This window comes from Terribacillus saccharophilus (genome assembly GCF_000725365.1).
GTDB lineage: Bacteria > Bacillota > Bacilli > Bacillales > Amphibacillaceae > Terribacillus > Terribacillus saccharophilus.
Genome location: NZ_CP008876.1, coordinates 636,180 through 653,536 on the forward strand (window position 1 = coordinate 636,180; position 17,357 = coordinate 653,536).

Annotated in this window: 13 protein-coding genes; 9 read left to right on the forward strand and 4 right to left on the reverse strand. The window is 43.3% G+C overall.

From position 1 onward, the window contains the following. Window positions 1-117 precede the first annotated feature (117 nt). Complete coding sequence (locus GZ22_RS03325) at window positions 118-1,470, reverse strand: M20/M25/M40 family metallo-hydrolase (protein ID WP_038558629.1); 1,353 nt, start codon at window positions 1,468-1,470, stop codon at window positions 118-120. Window positions 1,471-1,488: 18 nt separating this feature from the next. Beyond that, complete coding sequence (locus GZ22_RS03330; protein ID WP_051748001.1) at window positions 1,489-2,703, reverse strand: hypothetical protein; 1,215 nt, start codon at window positions 2,701-2,703, stop codon at window positions 1,489-1,491. Window positions 2,704-2,861: 158 nt separating this feature from the next. Between GZ22_RS03330 and GZ22_RS17950 the strand changes: the two genes are divergently transcribed. Continuing rightward, on the forward strand, window positions 2,862-4,049 hold the full coding sequence (locus GZ22_RS17950) for a GGDEF domain-containing protein (RefSeq protein ID WP_051748002.1): 1,188 nt from the start codon (window positions 2,862-2,864) through the stop codon (window positions 4,047-4,049). Here GZ22_RS17950 and GZ22_RS03340 read toward each other — a convergent pair. After that, window positions 4,038-4,988, reverse strand: a complete 951-nt coding sequence (locus GZ22_RS03340) for a LysR family transcriptional regulator (protein ID WP_038558630.1) — start codon at window positions 4,986-4,988, stop codon at window positions 4,038-4,040. The genes GZ22_RS17950 and GZ22_RS03340 overlap by 12 nt on opposite strands. A 179-nt stretch (window positions 4,989-5,167) precedes the next feature. Between GZ22_RS03340 and GZ22_RS03345 the strand changes: the two genes are divergently transcribed. The 3 genes from GZ22_RS03345 to GZ22_RS03355 all read left to right on the forward strand — a co-directional run bounded on the left by GZ22_RS03345 (window position 5,168) and on the right by GZ22_RS03355 (window position 7,061). Continuing rightward, window positions 5,168-6,070 carry an RluA family pseudouridine synthase gene (locus tag GZ22_RS03345; protein ID WP_038558633.1) on the forward strand — a complete coding sequence of 301 codons (903 nt, stop codon included), beginning with the start codon at window positions 5,168-5,170 and terminating at the stop codon, window positions 6,068-6,070. A 128-nt stretch (window positions 6,071-6,198) separates the two neighbouring features. Then, a complete protein-coding gene (locus GZ22_RS03350; protein ID WP_038558635.1) occupies window positions 6,199-6,534 on the forward strand; it encodes a PadR family transcriptional regulator in 336 nt (111 codons plus the stop codon). After that, a complete protein-coding gene (locus GZ22_RS03355; protein WP_038558638.1) occupies window positions 6,531-7,061 on the forward strand; it encodes a DUF2812 domain-containing protein in 531 nt (176 codons plus the stop codon). The genes GZ22_RS03350 and GZ22_RS03355 overlap by 4 nt, the downstream gene beginning before the upstream one ends. Before the next feature lie 87 nt (window positions 7,062-7,148). Here GZ22_RS03355 and GZ22_RS03360 read toward each other — a convergent pair whose 3' ends face one another. Then, window positions 7,149-10,685, reverse strand: coding sequence for a family 78 glycoside hydrolase catalytic domain (locus tag GZ22_RS03360; protein ID WP_051748003.1), 3,537 nt, complete (start codon window positions 10,683-10,685; stop codon window positions 7,149-7,151). A 302-nt stretch (window positions 10,686-10,987) separates the two neighbouring features. Here GZ22_RS03360 and GZ22_RS03365 point away from each other — a divergent pair, with 302 nt between their 5' ends. The 5 genes from GZ22_RS03365 to GZ22_RS03385 all read left to right on the forward strand — a co-directional run bounded on the left by GZ22_RS03365 (window position 10,988) and on the right by GZ22_RS03385 (window position 17,301). Beyond that, complete coding sequence (locus GZ22_RS03365; RefSeq protein ID WP_051748004.1) at window positions 10,988-12,181, forward strand: M20 metallopeptidase family protein; 1,194 nt, start codon at window positions 10,988-10,990, stop codon at window positions 12,179-12,181. 222 nt (window positions 12,182-12,403) lie between these two features. Next, window positions 12,404-13,585 (forward strand): M20 metallopeptidase family protein, encoded by a 1,182-nt coding sequence (locus GZ22_RS03370; protein WP_038558641.1) that lies wholly within the window; start codon window positions 12,404-12,406, stop codon window positions 13,583-13,585. Window positions 13,586-13,648: 63 nt separating this feature from the next. Further along, a complete protein-coding gene (locus GZ22_RS03375) occupies window positions 13,649-14,902 on the forward strand; it encodes a metal-dependent hydrolase family protein (protein WP_038558644.1) in 1,254 nt (417 codons plus the stop codon). Window positions 14,903-15,044: 142 nt separating this feature from the next. Then, window positions 15,045-16,700: an SLC13 family permease gene (locus GZ22_RS03380; protein ID WP_084160636.1), complete on the forward strand. Its 1,656-nt coding sequence runs from the start codon at window positions 15,045-15,047 to the stop codon at window positions 16,698-16,700. Window positions 16,701-16,752: 52 nt separating this feature from the next. Further along, window positions 16,753-17,301 carry a Rossmann-fold NAD(P)-binding domain-containing protein gene (locus GZ22_RS03385; protein ID WP_038558647.1) on the forward strand — a complete coding sequence of 183 codons (549 nt, stop codon included), beginning with the start codon at window positions 16,753-16,755 and terminating at the stop codon, window positions 17,299-17,301. Window positions 17,302-17,357: the final 56 nt, after the last annotated feature.

The window sequence follows — 17,357 nt, forward strand, 5'->3', positions numbered from 1 at the left end:
CATTTTAATGCAGGAGAAAGGTTAATTCTTATTAGACAAGGCAGGGAATTCTCACATATGGTTGTAAATATTTTAAAAGCCATGCCTTTATCAGGCATGGCTTCATTTATTTGCTTGTTATTTAGAAGCGCCTAATGTATGGATTACATGAGCTGTACAATTGATTCCGTTCAGGAAATAATCCACATCCAGGTTCTCGTTCGGCGAATGGTTGTGCTGATCAAAGTTCGCATAAGGAACGATGATAGATGGTAAGCCTAAAATCCCCGTCCACACATAATCCGGAAGGGAGCCGCCCATACTCGGCTGGATAAGCGGGTCTGTTTGGTAGGCATTCTCGACGGCGCTGATGACCTTTTGAACAATAGGCAGCTCCGCTTTTGTGCGAGACGGCTGCATGCTGCCCAAGTATGTAACCTTTACATCAGGTGCATAAGTTTGTACATGTTTTTGAATCTTTTCAAAGATATCGTTTGGATCTTGGTCGACGACGAGTCGGATGTCCATTTTTAGCTGGGCTGTGGAAGGAATGATTGTTTTCGTTCCTTCTCCTGTATAGCCGCTTTCCATCCCGAAAATATTGAAAGTAGGCTCGCCAGTCATCTTCTGGTAGTAGGATGGACCATCCATGGATAAAGCAGGGTAGCCAATTTTTTCACCTAATGACTTTTTGTCAAAAGGAAGCTTGGTGAGCAGTTGTTCCTCGTAAGCAGTGAAAGGTTGGATAGCATCATAAAAACCCTCAATTTTGACATGGCCATCAGCATCTCGCATTGTATGCATCAGCTCGATCAGTTTCCAGGCAGGGTTAGGAACGATATTCCCGGTGTTGCCTGAATGGTTATCCCGATCTGCACCTTTCGCGTCGAATTGAATGGACAGCATCCCGCGTACCCCTAGCAGCACAAGTGGAGAAGAGCTGTTATGGGACGGACCATCAGAAGTGTAGACAAGGTCCGCCTGCAGCAGATCTTTATGCTCCTCCACAAAAGCTGCAAGATTAGTACTGCCTTTTTCTTCTTCGCCTTCAAAAACGAATTTGATGTTGATCGGCAGCTCACCGACTGTATTTAAGTAGCTTTTGACCCCGAACAACTGCGCCATTAGCTGTCCTTTGTTATCGCCTACACCGCGAGCATAGATTTTGCCGTTGCGGATTTGGGGTTCGAATGGGGGAGATTCCCACGCATCATAAGGCTCAGGAGGCTGTACATCATAGTGCCCATAGATAAGCAAAGTGAAAGCTTCCGGATTCTGAATCAATTCTCCATAGACGACAGGATGTCCGGCTGTTGGGATGATTTTTGTATGGATTCCGAGTTCCTCCATCATCCCTTTCAATAGTTCAGCACATTCCTCTATTCCGTCATTCTGCGTACTGATGCTTCGCTGACGCAGCAAGGTGAATAGCTGGTCCAAGAAGTCTTGTTTATTTGTTTGTATATAATCTTTTAATGCAGATGTATTCATATAATTCTCCTTTATTTCTTAATTCAATGTTCCAATCAGAACTGTGGCGATCAAGATCGAGCAAGTCGTTACAGTTGTGAAACCGCCCATAAGCATTGGCGTTACAATTTCATTCATGATAGCTTCGCGTTCTTCTTCCGTTTCTCCCACCTCGCGGCTTATTTCCTCACAGAGGATGTAATCTGCAGGGAAACCGAAAAGTGCCGTCAATGCAACAGGCATACCAAGATACTTACCGACACCAAGCAACTTGGAAGCGAGCAATCCTCCTAGTGTTACACCTGCTGTACCAAGCAAACAAATCAATAGAATTTCTGGAATATAGCTGGCCAAAGCAGCTGGTGTTACATCATCCATTGAAGAAATAACGATGAAAATGACAGCAATCATAGCAATTCCGGTTGCATTTGCTTTTTCCATTGTCTTGGCAGGATAGAAGCCGATATAGGCACCAATTACCCCGATGATCAAACAGAAGATGGTGTAGTTGACGCCGGTGACAGCATCAAGGATAACAGCGATACCGCTGCCCAAATAAAGCTGAAGAATGAAAATAAGGGAAGTCTGATATTTTTCCGGCAAAAGTAATTTGCGTTCGTTCTGGGCTTTGACTACTTTATTCGGCCGTTCTTCTGTAACTTCCTCTTTTTCCAAAGCTGCACCGCTGTGCAGGCGGGCTTGTACTTGCTGTTTCACAACAAGGGCATGCCTTTTTAAGAAGAAGGAAGCAAGGGGGATGCCGAATAGTTTATGAATGCTCAATACTAGCGCTGGGATGATAACAAGGCTGGATAATCCTAACTCGGTCAGTTTTTCACTCGTAACAAGATATGCTACAATTCCGCCGACGACCGGACCAGCACCAGCTACTGCAGTCTCATAATCAAAGAATATCGGAACAATTGCTAATACTAGTGCTACTGCAGTAAGGGAACCAATCAAAGCGATCAGGATAGGTTTCAGCTGTCCTTTTATCAAGGAGAAAGGAACAAGTGTACCAAGGTGGACAATGAATGGAGCAACAATTAGGGATCCGAAAGCCGTAATGACTGAATCAGACATTAGTCCATTTGGTATGATTCCTGCCCAAAGAAGTCCAACGTATATCAGCAAAGCTGCCAGCAGCATTGGAATGCGTGCTTTTGTCCAGATGGAGATGAGTTCTCCTAAACCTAACACAGCAATCAATAAAAGGGTGATCATGACTGGGTTGCTACTGATCTCACTCCACATGTACATCCTCCTCCATTTTCTATGTAAGAATATTAATAAAAACTAAACTAAATTCAGAAAATTGTCAACATACTAATCAATTAAAGAGAAAAATCTGCTAGGCTAAAAGTCTTATTTTCTGTATAATAAGCTCATTCAATGGAGAAACGAGGAGAAGGATGGGTATATTACATGCCTTTACACTGCCGTCTGTCCCTAAGGAAAACAAGCAGAAGCTTAAGAAAGTTGTCTTAGAGGAGAATTGGAAAAGGACGAAGCTGTTCGCTATTATCATATTGATCTTTGAAGCTATTTTGATTGTGAGGCAGCTTCCGGGAGGAATTGATTTATATGTAGGGCTGTATCTTGGACTGTTCAGTGCAGCAGCTATCTACTTACTTTGTATATACATAATGGGAAAAAAGAAAATACCTACCGGATACAGAATGTTTATGGTGCATTTCTTTGTATTTCTGTTCCTGGCTTGGGGGACAATGGTTACACTGCTGGACCAGCTGCATTACGGCCACGTCATGGCATTCGTGGTTAATTATATGTGTGTATCGACATTGTTTCTGGCAAATGGAAAGCATTATCTCTTGTTTGCTCTTCCGAACGTTATTTTTCTTTATGTCGGCTTGCCATTTTACCAGCAGTCAGCTAGCATGCTGTCTGGTCATTATACGAATCTTACAGTATTCATCTTCTTTTGCTGGCTGGCATCACAGTTGCTGTACAAGGGGTTCGCAGTAAACTTTTACAATAAGCTTTTACTGACTGAGATGAATGGGGAATTGGAAGCACAAATTGCCCAGAATGAAGTAATGAACGAGCAGCTGAAGAAACAAGCGATGCTGGATGAGCTGACTGGTGTACCAAATAGACGGGGGTTCCAGGATTATATCAATTCTGCAATTACTGCTGAATCAAAGAGGAGACTTTCTCTATTATTGCTGGATGTGGATGCCTTTAAAAGCTATAACGATCATTATGGGCATTTGCGAGGAGATGAGGTGCTGCGTCTTGTGGCGCAAAGTATCTATCAGACCACAATGATTCCGACAGCTGGATGGGCCAGGTATGGAGGAGAAGAATTCGTGCTTGCTGTTTTTGATCAGCCGTCTGAGAAATTGGACGAACTGGCTGAAGCGATTCGCTTGGCAGTGCAGGAACTTCGGATTGACCACGCATTTTCACCAGTAGCAGATAGAGTGACTGTAAGTATAGGTATATATAGTGCTGCTATATCAGATGGTATGCAGTTATCATATTTCATTGGTCAAGCGGATGAAGCTCTTTACGAAGCGAAACGTTCCGGCCGCAATACTGTTATTAAAAGAGAAGAGCTAAGCGAATCATTCGCTTAGCTCTTTTTCCTTATACATGCCTTGGACGAACTGTTTCAATTTCTTTGTCAATCCGCTGATAGGCTCCTGAAATTGGCTGTTTTCCCGGTATTCAAGTGATACGGAAGCTGTGTAATTCAGGTCGTCTATTGGCAGGGTAACAATATTGGTCATTCTCTGCTCACTTATATGATACAGAATTGATCGTGGCAGTACTGTAAATCCATGACCGCTTTCTACAAAAGCAAGCATGTTCTGTACGTCATCTACCATTTGATAGTCTTTGGCCTGCACTAATCCTAAAAGAGAGCTGATTTTATCCAGATTATTCGTCAATGCAGCATGCTCGAAAACGATTAATTTCTTATCAAGCTTATTTGAATTTGCAAGCTTGCCGTCTAATATCGTTGCATCGTCCTTATGGCAGAGGAAGACCAATTCGTCCTGGAGCAGCGGCTCGCATAGAAACGGAGTCTTTGCTCTGTTTTCATAATGGATGGAAAACTGGATGCTGTCATATTCCAAAAGCTTCTTCAAGACATTCGTCGGTCTTGTAATGAATTTAAATGGAATGTGCGGGAAGTGTTCCTGCATGTAGGGGATGATAATGTGGTTGAATACCGGTGCAAGCCAAATGTTGATTCCAATCCGCAATTCATCTTTTCCTGCTGTAATACTGCTCAGCAGCTGATAGCTGATTTTGTTAACACCAGTAAGTGCAAACGATGCATCCTGCAGTTCCCCGAGAAGCTCAATCGCATAGGGAAGGAAAAAATAACCTTCTTCAGTCAGTTCGATTCCGTCCCAACTTCGCTTCAACAAGACGAAGTCGAGTTCTTCCTCCAGTTTTCGTATTCGTGTACTCAATGTAGGCTGTGTAATATGTAATGCTTTTGATGCTTTGGATATACTTTTATTGGAGACAACTGAAAGAAACGACTCCAATCCGTCAATGTTCATTGTCCTTCACTCCTGCTGTTCAATACTGTTAATCTTATATTTTTTTGGGCAAAATGTATAGGAAACTGTATAAAATTCCTTTATCTTCAAGAGCAGTGCTTGTATTTCCAATCGAGAACAATTAAGATGAAAGGATGCACCAATGACGCCATAACGAATGGCATAGAAAGGATTTAACTATGAAAAATAAACGTCCGCGCTCTCGTGGGTTCCAGCCTGCGAAGCCGAAAGTATATAACGTAACAGAAGAAGAAGAACTATTGTCTTTCCTTTTGAAAGTTGTAGGCAAAAGCCGTAACTCAGTAAAGTCTATCTTGGCACGCGGTCAGGTTTCTATTAATGGGCGTGTTTCCACGCAATTTAATGACAAACTGCTGCCAGGACAAGAAGTGACAATCCGAACAGATATCATAACAGAAGCAGCACCGCTGCAGGGCATCACGATTATGTATGAAGATGATACCCTCATTGTTATCGAGAAGGCTTCTGGACTATTATCAATCGCTTCCAATAATGAAAAAGAGAATACAGCTTACCGACAGCTATCTGATTATGTAAAAGCGCAGCATAGTGATAATAAGATATTTGTCGTCCACCGGCTTGATCGCGATACATCCGGTGTGATGGTGTTCGCTAGATCAGAGAAAATTAAAAAGATAATGCAGGAATCATGGCAAACAACGAAGGAAAGAGCTTATGTTGCGCTCGTTGAAGGCGACGTCTCCAAGTCAGAAGGAACTATTACTTCTTGGCTGAAGGAAACAAGTACACATAAGATGTATTCCAGTAAGTACGAGAATGACGGATTGAAGGCAGTGACGCACTACCAGGTCCTTCAAGGAAACAAGGACTTTACGTTGATGGAAATCAGCTTGGAAACCGGACGAAAAAACCAGATTCGTGTCCACATGCAAGACATCGGGCATCCGATTGCAGGAGACAAAAAGTACGGAGCTGAGGATCGTTCCATCAAACGCCTTTGCCTCCATGCACGCAAGCTGAACTTCAAACACCCTGTCAATGGCATGCCATTAAGGTTTGTATCGGATATTCCGAAGCTATTTACATCTAAATCAAGATAAATAGAAAAGCAGAGCTCATATGCTCTGCTTTTTTTTATAATTTTTTTTATACCTGTTGCCACTGGTTTACATTTATAATACTATATCCATAAGTGATATATCATAAACGGATATAAAGGAGAACGAATATGCCTAAAGGAAAATCATTGGATGAACTGACAGATCCGGTTTTCTATATTCTAGTTGCATTAGTAGAAGCGAGACATGGGTATGCCATTATGCAATATGTAGAAGAAGAAACAGAAGGGACATTTAAAATAGGTCCTGCGACACTTTATACCATCATTAAGAAATTACTGGATGCCGGCTTAATAGAAGCTGAACCTGACAGCGAGCCGCGGCGGAAAACCTATGTTACGACTGCTGCTGGTATTGCAAAGTTAAAAGAAGAAGTCGAGAGACGGAGCAGAATGGTGGATCTTGCGACAATTGTATTGCAGACGAAGGGGAGGAAGGGACAATGAGACAAAGAAAGTATATATCTTCAGGCGGACTGGCTTTTTCGGAAAAAGAGGATATGCGGAAACTTGCCAAACAGGCAGCCAAGGGCTGGCATTTACAGGATTTTGCTTTCATGGGCTACCGACTTGTCCGCGGAGAACCGAAGCAGGTACAATACATGATCGATTACCGCAGCCTGGATGAAGCAGAGGAACAAGAGTATTTGGAAATGTTCGAGCATGCTGGCTGGACACGTGTATGCAGTTCTTATGGAATGTATATATTTGAGGCTTCCACAGATGTACCGCCAATCTATACGGATGTGGATACGAAGCAGGATAAACTAAGGCGAGCTACTTCATTTATCCCAAAAATGGCTTTGGTAACAACTATTCTGACTATCATCACTTACTTGATAAACAATATTATAGATAATAGGGTAGCTGCTATTATTTGCTTCGTACTGTTCATCATTGCTATCTGCAGTATCGCAATGACAGTGTCCTTTAGTTTCCGTATGCTTAAGCTGATGCGAAAGGGCGAGGACTAATGACTAGGAGAGCATTTCAATCCATATTTATAAAGCTAAAACGATAGCACATATAAAGAAGGCTCCCAATCGGGAGCCTTCCGTCAGTTATGGCAGAACTGATTCAAATGTATAGCTGCCTGACTCTGCTTCGAAGGAAACTTCTCCGTTTTTATGTTCCTTGAAGGTTACACCAGCTGCCTTATGAATCGGTTTTTCGTTAATTCGAACTGATTTCGTATCTTTCGCCGGAATTGTGATGGTTGCTGATGTATTCGCCGGAATGACAGCATCGTAGCTGAAGGCTTTATCTTCAACTTTCCAGCTGCTTTCGATACGACCATACATGGAATCGACATGTCCCTTGGCCCATGTCATCACCTGATCCGGATCCGGAGTTGGCTCGAGCAGGAAGTGCTTGAAGCCAGGGTGATCTGGGTCGCGTTTGATTCCTAATGATTCTTTGTACATCCATGCTCCAACGGCACCAAACGAATAGTGGTTGAACGAATTCATGCTGTTATTGCCGCCAAACCCGTCTTCTTCTGTATAAGAGTTAAGTCGTTCCCAAATTGTCGTTGCACCGTTTTCCACCGAATACAGCCAGGATGGATAGGAGGTCTGCTGCAACAGGCGATAAGCGATGTCATCGTGACCATGGTCAGAAAGTGCTTGGCTGATTGCGGCTGTTCCAATGAATCCTGTCATTAGGGAATACTCTGGACGCTCCTTCCCTAAGTCATCCGTATTCTTTCTCTGAACTGCAGCTACTAGATGATCAGCAGCAGCTGCTGCATTGGTTTCGTTTAATACGTTGAGAGCCAAAGGTACGCTATAGGAAGCTTGACTATCAGAAACAGTGCCGTCAGATTTCAATGTCTTTTTCGTTTCCGGATCGATGAACTTTTCGTTGAAGAATTGTTTGCGTTCTTCATAACGCTCCCAGTAATGTGCGGCATCGTCATCATTACCAAGAATCTCTGCTGTCTTTGCCATGAGTTCCAAATCATACACATGATACGCTGCCCACAGGAAAACATTTTCAGTCTTACTGTTTTCAGGGCTTAGCCAGTCTCCTAAAGGACCTTCGTTGATTAATCCTGTTGTAGAATTCACTTTTGTATCGAGGTAGTCAACATATTGTTTCATGCTAGCGTAATGTTCTTGAAGAACAGTTTTATCTCCATATTGCTGGTAAGCCTGCCATGGCACAGTTAGTCCGGCGCTTCCCCACAGGATGCCGCCAAAGCCAGGTCCAATTGGTGTTACATCGGAATAACGCCCGTCAGCACGCTGCAAATCACGGTTAGCCAAATTGTGCCTACGCAGGAACTGATTCACATTATCCATATATGTTGCAGTTTCCGAGAAGACGGAAATATCGCCATTCCATCCCATTCGTTCATTACGGGCCGGTGTGTCTGTCGGGATGGAGAGGAAGTTACCCCGCATACTCCAAGTAATGTTTTCCCATAGCTTATTCACAGTTGTATTGGAAGTCTCGTAGCTCGAGTCAATATCGTGAATAGAGCTGATCACCAATCCTTTCACATCTTTGAGTGCAGGAGCTTTTTCTACACCGGTAATCTCAATATAGCGATAACCATGGAAAGTGAAACGAGGCTGGATAGTCTGGTTACCCTTTTTCGTTACATACGTATCTTGAACCAATGCTGCCCGTAGATTTTCCAGCATGAGCATACCGGTATTCTCACCAGAGTCTTCGCTGTCTGGATAAAGCATTTCGGCATAACGCAGGGTAATCTCTTCATCAGCTTTCTGTTTCTTCAACTTGATTTGCGGTACACCGACCATATTCTGGCCCATATCATACACATATACACCTGGTCGGACTTCTTCCATGCTTTTTGCTGTCAATGTCTCGACAATCTGAGCGTTTTCCCCGACTTGTCCTGTAATCTGCATATCACTATAATCCAGATTTCCTGCGGTTGTCGTGTCATCTAAAGGTACTTCCACAGCCTGTTTCCAATCCTTAGGCTTGAAGTTAGCTTTACTCCAATTCTTCATTTCCTTATTTGCATCATAAACTTCACCTTGGAAGAAGCTGCCGTATACGAGCGGACCGTCTGTCGTGTACTCCCAGTCAGGATTCGTAGTGATAGTATCGGTCGTACCATCTTCATAGGTGATGACGAGCTTTGCCAAAAGGGAATTACGATCGCCGAAATAGTTCCAGTTTTCAGTCGTGAAGGTGCTCGCGCCGCTCCACCATCCCTCTCCTAACATGGCTCCGAAGGCATTGGCTTTGCCGGACTTAAGCTGATCTGTTACATCGTAAGTTTGGTACATTTGTGTCTGGTTGTATTGTGTCAGACCTGGATTGAAGTAATCTTCCCCGACGCGTTCTCCGTTCAGATAGAGTTCATATATTCCACGAGCTGTTGCATATAGTCTGGCATCTTGGATTTTCTGTTTATCTGTTTTGAACTCAGTTCTTAGCAGTGGTGTAGAATGATCACTCGGGTCTGCAACAGCAAAGACGCCTTTGTTGCCACCAGTTACGTTGTAAGCACCAGATTTAACAGTTACGCCTTTTGATTTGGCGAATATGCCTTTATAATTCTTTGCTTCTGTATTTTCTTCGAATAGTGTATTGGATGGTTTGCGATAGTTCGTTACGTTCAAATTAGTGAATCTTGCCTGCTGTTTCTTATCCACTGAAAATCCGATTTCGGACAGCATTGGAAAAGCGATGTAATTGCCACCTGAGCCGACAGGGTTCACATTAAAACCATTTTCAGGAGTGATTCGGTTTTCCCCATCTATGAATATATGGAAGACACCTGAATTTCCCCAAAGTGAAATGTCATGTTCGTTATGTTTATTTGTGTAATCAATTAAGTCTCGGGAAATGTTCAACTCTGTGAGTGGACTATTAGGATCATCTTCGGGATCATAGCCTGCACGATAGATTAGCAGCTTGGCATTTCCAGAGTTTTTCTTTACATCGGAAACATCCAATTCGAATTCTACATAGCTTTCATTCACATCATTCTCGAGATTGTACATATTTTTATTTTCATCCATCATTCTTGGATCATTGGCACCGAGGATGAAGCTGGCTTTTTCTGTGTTGGTCTTTTTGTCCAGCTGTAAGCTGTAATGTACTTTATACACATTAAAATAATGTGCTTGGAGTACCATGTCATCTGCTTCGGTACCGATCCATTCAGCGCCGTCCCAAGCAGAAATATCTGTATTCAATAGTCCTGTTTCAAACCAGCTGTCGGTTGTTGACTTCTTGCCGTCTTCGTTCCACACAGACACTGCCCATTTATAACGAGTAGAAGGTTTTAGTTCTTTTCCATCGTATTGGATGGCAACAGACTCATCAGAATGCTGTTTCTTTGTATTCCAAACAGTTTTTCCTTCTGGATCCTTCACTACAAGCTGATAAGCTTTTTGTTTGGCGCCTTGGTGGTTGGCTTTCATTTGCCAGCTGAAGGTAGGATTTGGATTGTCCAAACCAAGCGGTGTTGAACTGAAATCTGTTAAAAGATTAATAACTTCGGCTTTCTGTTTCTTGGCATCTACAGAGCTGGAAACAAAGGGTAGAAACGAGGTTAGAACTAGGAGCAGTGAGGTAACCAACACAATACGACGATAAAACCGGGTCTGCATACGATTCCTCCTTTAGATTGGTTGATGATAATGCTATAAAGCAATCCTTTCCGTGCGTAAGTGGAGACAGCTCCATCTGCAGCACATTATTTGTTAGCGCTTACATAAATAAAATTTTACCGTATTCCTGCTCATAATTAGAGGGGGCATTTCTTAGTTATGGGGGAGAATCATAAGATGTTACATGAAAATATTGGGAATAATCCCGTGCGTCAGTACTCGATCCTTTGTCTCTTGAAGCTTTCCACCATAATTCATACAATTGAATAATTCATTTATATAAAGTATTTGAAAGACATAGTATGGAGGCGATAGTTGTGGAATTAAAGGAAGTTATATTAGAAGCTACTGATGTGCACAAACAGCATCTTTTAAATTGGAGAAGGCACTTGCATGAGAACCCAGAGCTTTCTTTTCAGGAGGAGCGCACCTCACAATTTGTTTATGATACATTAGCAGGTTTCGGAAATCTAGAGTTGAGCAGACCAACAAAGACGAGTGTCATGGCAAAGCTGACGGGAGCAAAACCTGGAAAAGTAATTGGCTTCCGCGCAGACATGGATGCCCTGCCGATACAGGAAGAAACGAATCTTCCTTACGCTTCAAAGGTTGATGGTGTGATGCACGCATGCGGTCATGATGCGCATACTAGCATCTTACTCACAGCAGCAGAGATTTTAAGTGCCAAACAGGAAGAATTGAGTGGGGAAATCCGCTTCTTCTTCCAGCACGCGGAAGAGCTGTTTCCTGGCGGTGCTAAGGAAATGGTGGAAGCAGGTGTTACCGATGGAGTGGATATGGTATTTGGACTGCATGTCGCATCGCAACTGCCGCGCGGTAAGGTTGGTGTCATCTATGGGCCAGCCACGTCCAATTCCGATCAGTTCCATTTGACTATAAAGGGAAAAGGCGGCCATTCTTCACAGCCCGATAAAACGGTAGATCCAATTGTTATCAGTGGCCAGATTATCACCAACTTACAATCAGTTGTCTCACGCATGACTAGTCCAAATGAAGAGTTGGTCGTTTCACTCACAACCTTGCAGGCTGGAGATGCAGTAAACGTTATTCCGAATGAAGTGCATATCGGAGCATCATTGCGTTCGCTTAAGCAAGATGTTCGGAAGAATGCGATAAACGCTATAGAGCGTATGGTAAAAGGCATTACGGAAGCAAATGGTGCTTCATATGAACTGGAAGTTACGTATGGATATGATTCTGTCATCAATGAAGAGAAAGCTACTGTAATAGCAGAGCGTGCGCTCAAGCGAAAGCTAGGAGAGGACGCAGTGCTTCACGGCAGTGCGATTATGGGAGGCGAGGACTTTGCTGCCTTCGCCAATGCCGTTCCTGGATGCTTTGTTTTTGTCGGTGCCAAGGAAAATGGTAATCCATCTCCTGCACCTCATCATCACCCACAATTCCGAATCGAGGAAGAAGCAATGCAGGATGGTTTGCAATTCTTTCTTGGTATTGCGGAGGAACTTGTTTTTTAAAGAGGAGTCATTGTACTCCTCTTTTTTTATAGTTTTCTTCATTTGGCGTTAACTATTTATGACATAAAAACATTTTATAGGTGATTCAAAAAATATGTTTTTATTAGAAATATTGAATGTATATCCATCTTGGGTCTTTTATGCACAATGCAGGAGTGCTATGATAGTTAGCATATAAATTATCTGAAATATTTAATTATTTTAATTATTGGAGGAGAACTTATGCTAACGAAACAGACTGAAATAGAACTGTCCAACGATCAAGTAGAAGAGATTATCAGCTGGAGAAGGTATTTGCATCAGCACCCTGAGCTGTCTTTTCAAGAGTATAAGACTTCAGCCTTTATTTATGAAACATTGAGCACATTTCCTAATCTGGAAGTGACAAGACCTACAGAAACGAGTGTACTAGCAGTACTTAAGGGCGCGTATTCTGGTAAGACAATCGGCTTTCGTGCTGATATGGATGCCTTGCCGATACAGGAAGAAACAGGTCTTCCTTATGCATCCAAAAACGATGGTGTCATGCATGCTTGTGGACATGATGGTCATACTGCTATCTTGCTTGGCGTTGCAAAAGCATTAAGTGCTCAAAAGGATAAAATTCATGGAGAGATTCGCTTCTTCTTCCAGCATGCAGAAGAAATGCTTCCAGGTGGTGCCAGAGAGATGGTTGCAGCCGACGTGACGGAAGGTGTGGATTATGTATTCGGTTTGCATCTTTCTTCTCTTACGCCGGTAGGTCAGCTGACGATTACTCCGGGTGCTGCTACTTCCAATTCGGATATGTTTCACGTCACAATCAAAGGAAAAGGAGGTCATTCTTCTCAGCCGGAAAACACAATTGATCCCGTCGTGACAAGTGCACAAATCATCACCAGCCTGCAGACAGTCGTTTCCCGCATCACAAGCCCGAAGGATGAATTGGTTGTGTCTGTCACAACATTACAAGCAGGCGATGCTGTTAATGTCATTCCGGAACAAGTGAAAATTGGAGCGTCCGTTCGCTCTTTCAGCCAGGATGTACGAAAACGAGCAGTCGAGGCAATTGAGCAGATCATCAAAGGTGTTTCCGAAGCTAATGGCTGCCAATACGAATTGAACTATACGTACGGCTATGACTCAGTTATGAATGATACGAAAGCTACCGCTATTGCTGTTGAAGCTATCCGCCGCAAACTTGGTGAGGCAGCATATGCAGAAGGAGAAGCAATTATGGGAGGAGAGGATTTCTCAGCCTTTTCAAACGTTGTACCTGGATGCTTCGTATTCGTAGGTGCTTGTGCTCCGAACAATCAGACACCTGCTCCGCATCACCATCCGAAATTTCTTATCGACGAAGCAGCGCTGGCAGATGGTGCGAATATGTTCCTAGCTATTGCTGAAGACTTGGTGCTCGAATAGGGTATCTAGTTTCTCAGTTGTCATACCAATATTCTAGTACGAACAATTTAAGGAGGCTGTAAAATGGACAAGCTTATTCGCAATGGAGTCGTGATTGATGGAACTGGAAAGGTGATAGAAGATGCTGTTATTGCAATCAAGGGAGATCGTATTGCGGCAATTGGACCTGCTTCTGACTTCATAGGTATCGATGCCGAAGAAGTTATCGACGCGCAAGGCGGCTATATCCTGCCAGGTTTGATTGATACACATGTGCATATGATGATGGAAATTAAGGACGTACGAGAATCACTTATCACACCTTTCTCTATGCGTTTCTATGAAGCATTAACATACATGAAGCGAACACTTGACGCGGGCATCACAACGGTAAGAGATGCCGGATATGCCGATTTAGGCGTAAAACAGGCCATCGAAAATGGCTTGATCAGCGGACCGCGTATGCAAATCAGTGTCAATCCGCTTACGATAACAGGTGGTCATGGTGACAATTGGATGGTGTCGGATATGGATCTGACTAATAAAGCTTATCCAGGATTCCCATCTGGTATTTGCGACGGACCAGAGCAAGTACGTCAGAAGGTCAGGGAGATGCTGCGAGCAGGCGCTGATATTATTAAAGTTCATGCAACCGGAGGTGTCATGAGTCCGACAGATCATCCGGAATTCACCCAATTCTCTATGGAAGAGCTGCAGATTATTGTAGAAGAAGCAGCGTATCGAAAAGGCCGTAAAGTAATGGCGCATGCCCAGGGAGCAGAAGGTGTGAAGCAAGCGGTTAGGGCTGGTATCCATTCCATCGAGCATGGTATCTTTCTTGATGATGAAGCCATCGAGCTCATGCTAAAACACGGTACATACCTTGTTCCAACGCTGCTTGCTCCTGTCAGTGTCGTGGAAGCAAGTGAAGCGAATGAAAGCATGCCTGCTTATGCAGTGGATAAAGCGAAGGAAGTAATGGAGATACATCAGCAGAGCGTAGCGAGAGCATATGAGGCGGGTGTGAAAATTGCAATGGGAACTGATGCTGGTGTAATGGCTCATGGTACTAATTTGCGCGAGCTGGCACTGATGTGTGACATTGGCATGAGTCCGATGGAGGCAATTCTTGCATCTACTAAAATAGCAGCAGAATGCTTAGGCTGGGAAGATAGAATCGGGATAATAACTGAAGGGAAATTAGCAGACTTAGTCATTGTTCAAGAAAATCCTTTGGAAAATATTGCTTCCCTGGCTGATACGAATAATATCAAAACAGTCATGCAGGGAGGAAAGCTAAAGAAACAGCTTTCTATCCAGACAGGTATTCCAAGTTAACAGTACGACAGCGGGCAGATGCCCGCTGTTTTTTTGTACAAATATTTGACAGAACAACCCGGAGTCGAATAGGCTTAACATGTGTTTTTCTTTACTTGCTTACATTAATATGTAAGCGCTTAATAAAAAAGGAGGCGATTGGATGAAGTCTAGTATGCTGTCGGTATGGGAAGGGTTATGGCACGCGCATGATAGAACCAAGCGGTTGCTGCTTTTCGCTGTACCAACCTCAAAGAATAAAGTGTCAGATCAGTCATCGGAAAGATCAGGCACTTCCGACAAAGAACCTCGAACGTACAAACGTCCTCAGTTAATTGGATTGTTATTAGGCCCTCTATTGTTTTTCTCTGTCATTTTATTTTATTACCCCGAAGGATTGAGCTATGAAGGACGAATGGTATTGGCTACGACATTGTGGGTAGCGACATGGTGGATCACGGAAGCCATTCCGATACCGGCCACTTCTTTACTGCCGCTTATTCTCCTGCCAATAACACAAGGTCTTGATGGTGACACAGCAGCTTCAAGCTATGGAGATCCGATTGTATTCCTTTTCCTTGGCGGCTTCTTAATTGCTATGGCAATGGAAAAATGGAATTTGCATAAACGGATTGCATTAAATATCATCAGTGTTGTCGGAACGAGTACATCACGTATCGTACTTGGATTCATGATTGCAACTGGTTTCCTCTCCATGTGGGTATCTAATACGGCAGCGGTCATGATGATGCTTCCAATTGGGACAGCTATTATCTACCAAGCCAGTCAAGCTGCCAAAGCCAGTAAACAGGATATTAGGGAAGACAATAAGAAATTCGAAAAATCCCTTGTCTTCGCGATTGGATATGCGGGTACAATAGGTGGTCTTGGTACGCTGATCGGGACGCCTCCGAATATTATCCTGGCAGCGATGGCAAGTAGTTTGTTCGGGGTAGAGATCTCATTCGGCGGCTGGATGCTGATTGCCGTACCGATTGTTATCGTCCTTTTGTTTTCGACATGGTTTTATCTTACGAAATTCGTTTTCCGAATTAAAATGAAGGAATTGCCTGGTGGAAAAGAGCTGATTCTTAAGCAAAAAAGGGATCTGGGCAAGATGTCGTTCGAAGAGAAAGCCGTGCTCGCTGTGTTCACATTTGCTGCTTTCATGTGGGTCAGCCGTACTTTTCTTTGGCAAGAAGATGCTGTGTTGGAGATCATCGCCATTCCAGGTATCAGTGATACGACTATCGCAGTCTTGGCAGGTGTATTATTATTCTTAATTCCTAGTCTGAATAAAAAAGGGCAGAGAATTCTTGATTGGGACGTTTCAAAAGAGCTGCCGTGGGGAGTTCTGCTTCTATTCGGAGGAGGTTTGGCAGTCGCAGCTGGCTTCACTAGCTCAGGGCTTTCCCAATGGATCGGCGATCAGCTTACAGTCTTGGAAGGACTTAATATTTTTGTGATTATCATTATTTCGACAACATTAGTATTGTTCTTGACCGAGATTACATCTAATACAGCAACTGCCACAATGATCTTGCCTGTAATGGCATCATTGGCATTGGCTTTGGACGTTCATCCATACGCCATCATGGTTCCAGCAGCAATGGCCGCTAACTGCGCCTTTATGCTGCCGGTCGGAACACCGCCTAATGCTATCATATTTGCATCTGGTAAAATTACAATAGCAGAAATGGTCAGGACAGGTTTCATACTCAACATCTTTACTCTAATTCTTCTCATATTAGGAGTCTTTGCGCTTGTTGGTCCGCTATGGGGTCTTGATTTGAACATGTATCCTGAATCATGGAAATGATGTTGAAGGGAGTCTGCCATTGGCGGGCTCTTATTCAGTGAAGGAGAGTATTATGAAACATTATCATTATCTAGTGATTGGAGGAACTGGCATGCTCCAAGCAGCTGTCCTTGGCTGGAACCAAGAGGGACATGAGGTGACAGTCGTTGCCAGGACGGAGGAAAAACTCCGACGTTTATCCGAAAGTGCTCCCCATCCAGAGCACCTACGAACTATACAAGCAGATTACCATCAGCTTGAAAACTTTCAAAAACAACTTGAAACTATTCCGAAGCCGGATATCATTGTCAGTTGGATTCACCGCAGCGGAAACAATGCAATACAAACCTTATGTAACCTTTATGGAGAATTAGAAAAGAGGGTAGCGCTTTTTCATATAAAAGGGAGCAATGCGTATAATCCACGACAGAACTATACACCGCGCTATACAGCTACTATCCAATATCATGAAGTCATTCTAGGCTTCCAGCTGAACGAAAGCACTTCCAGGTGGCTTACAAATGAAGAAATAGCAAATGGAGTTAGAGAAGCGGTTAAACTGTGGCAGCATCGCTATATTGTAGGAACAGTCGAGCCGTGGAGTTACAGGCCGAAATCTTAATGCTACCTTTGTTTAGAAATATGATTTTTTTTCTTCTGAATTGTTCATAACTTATG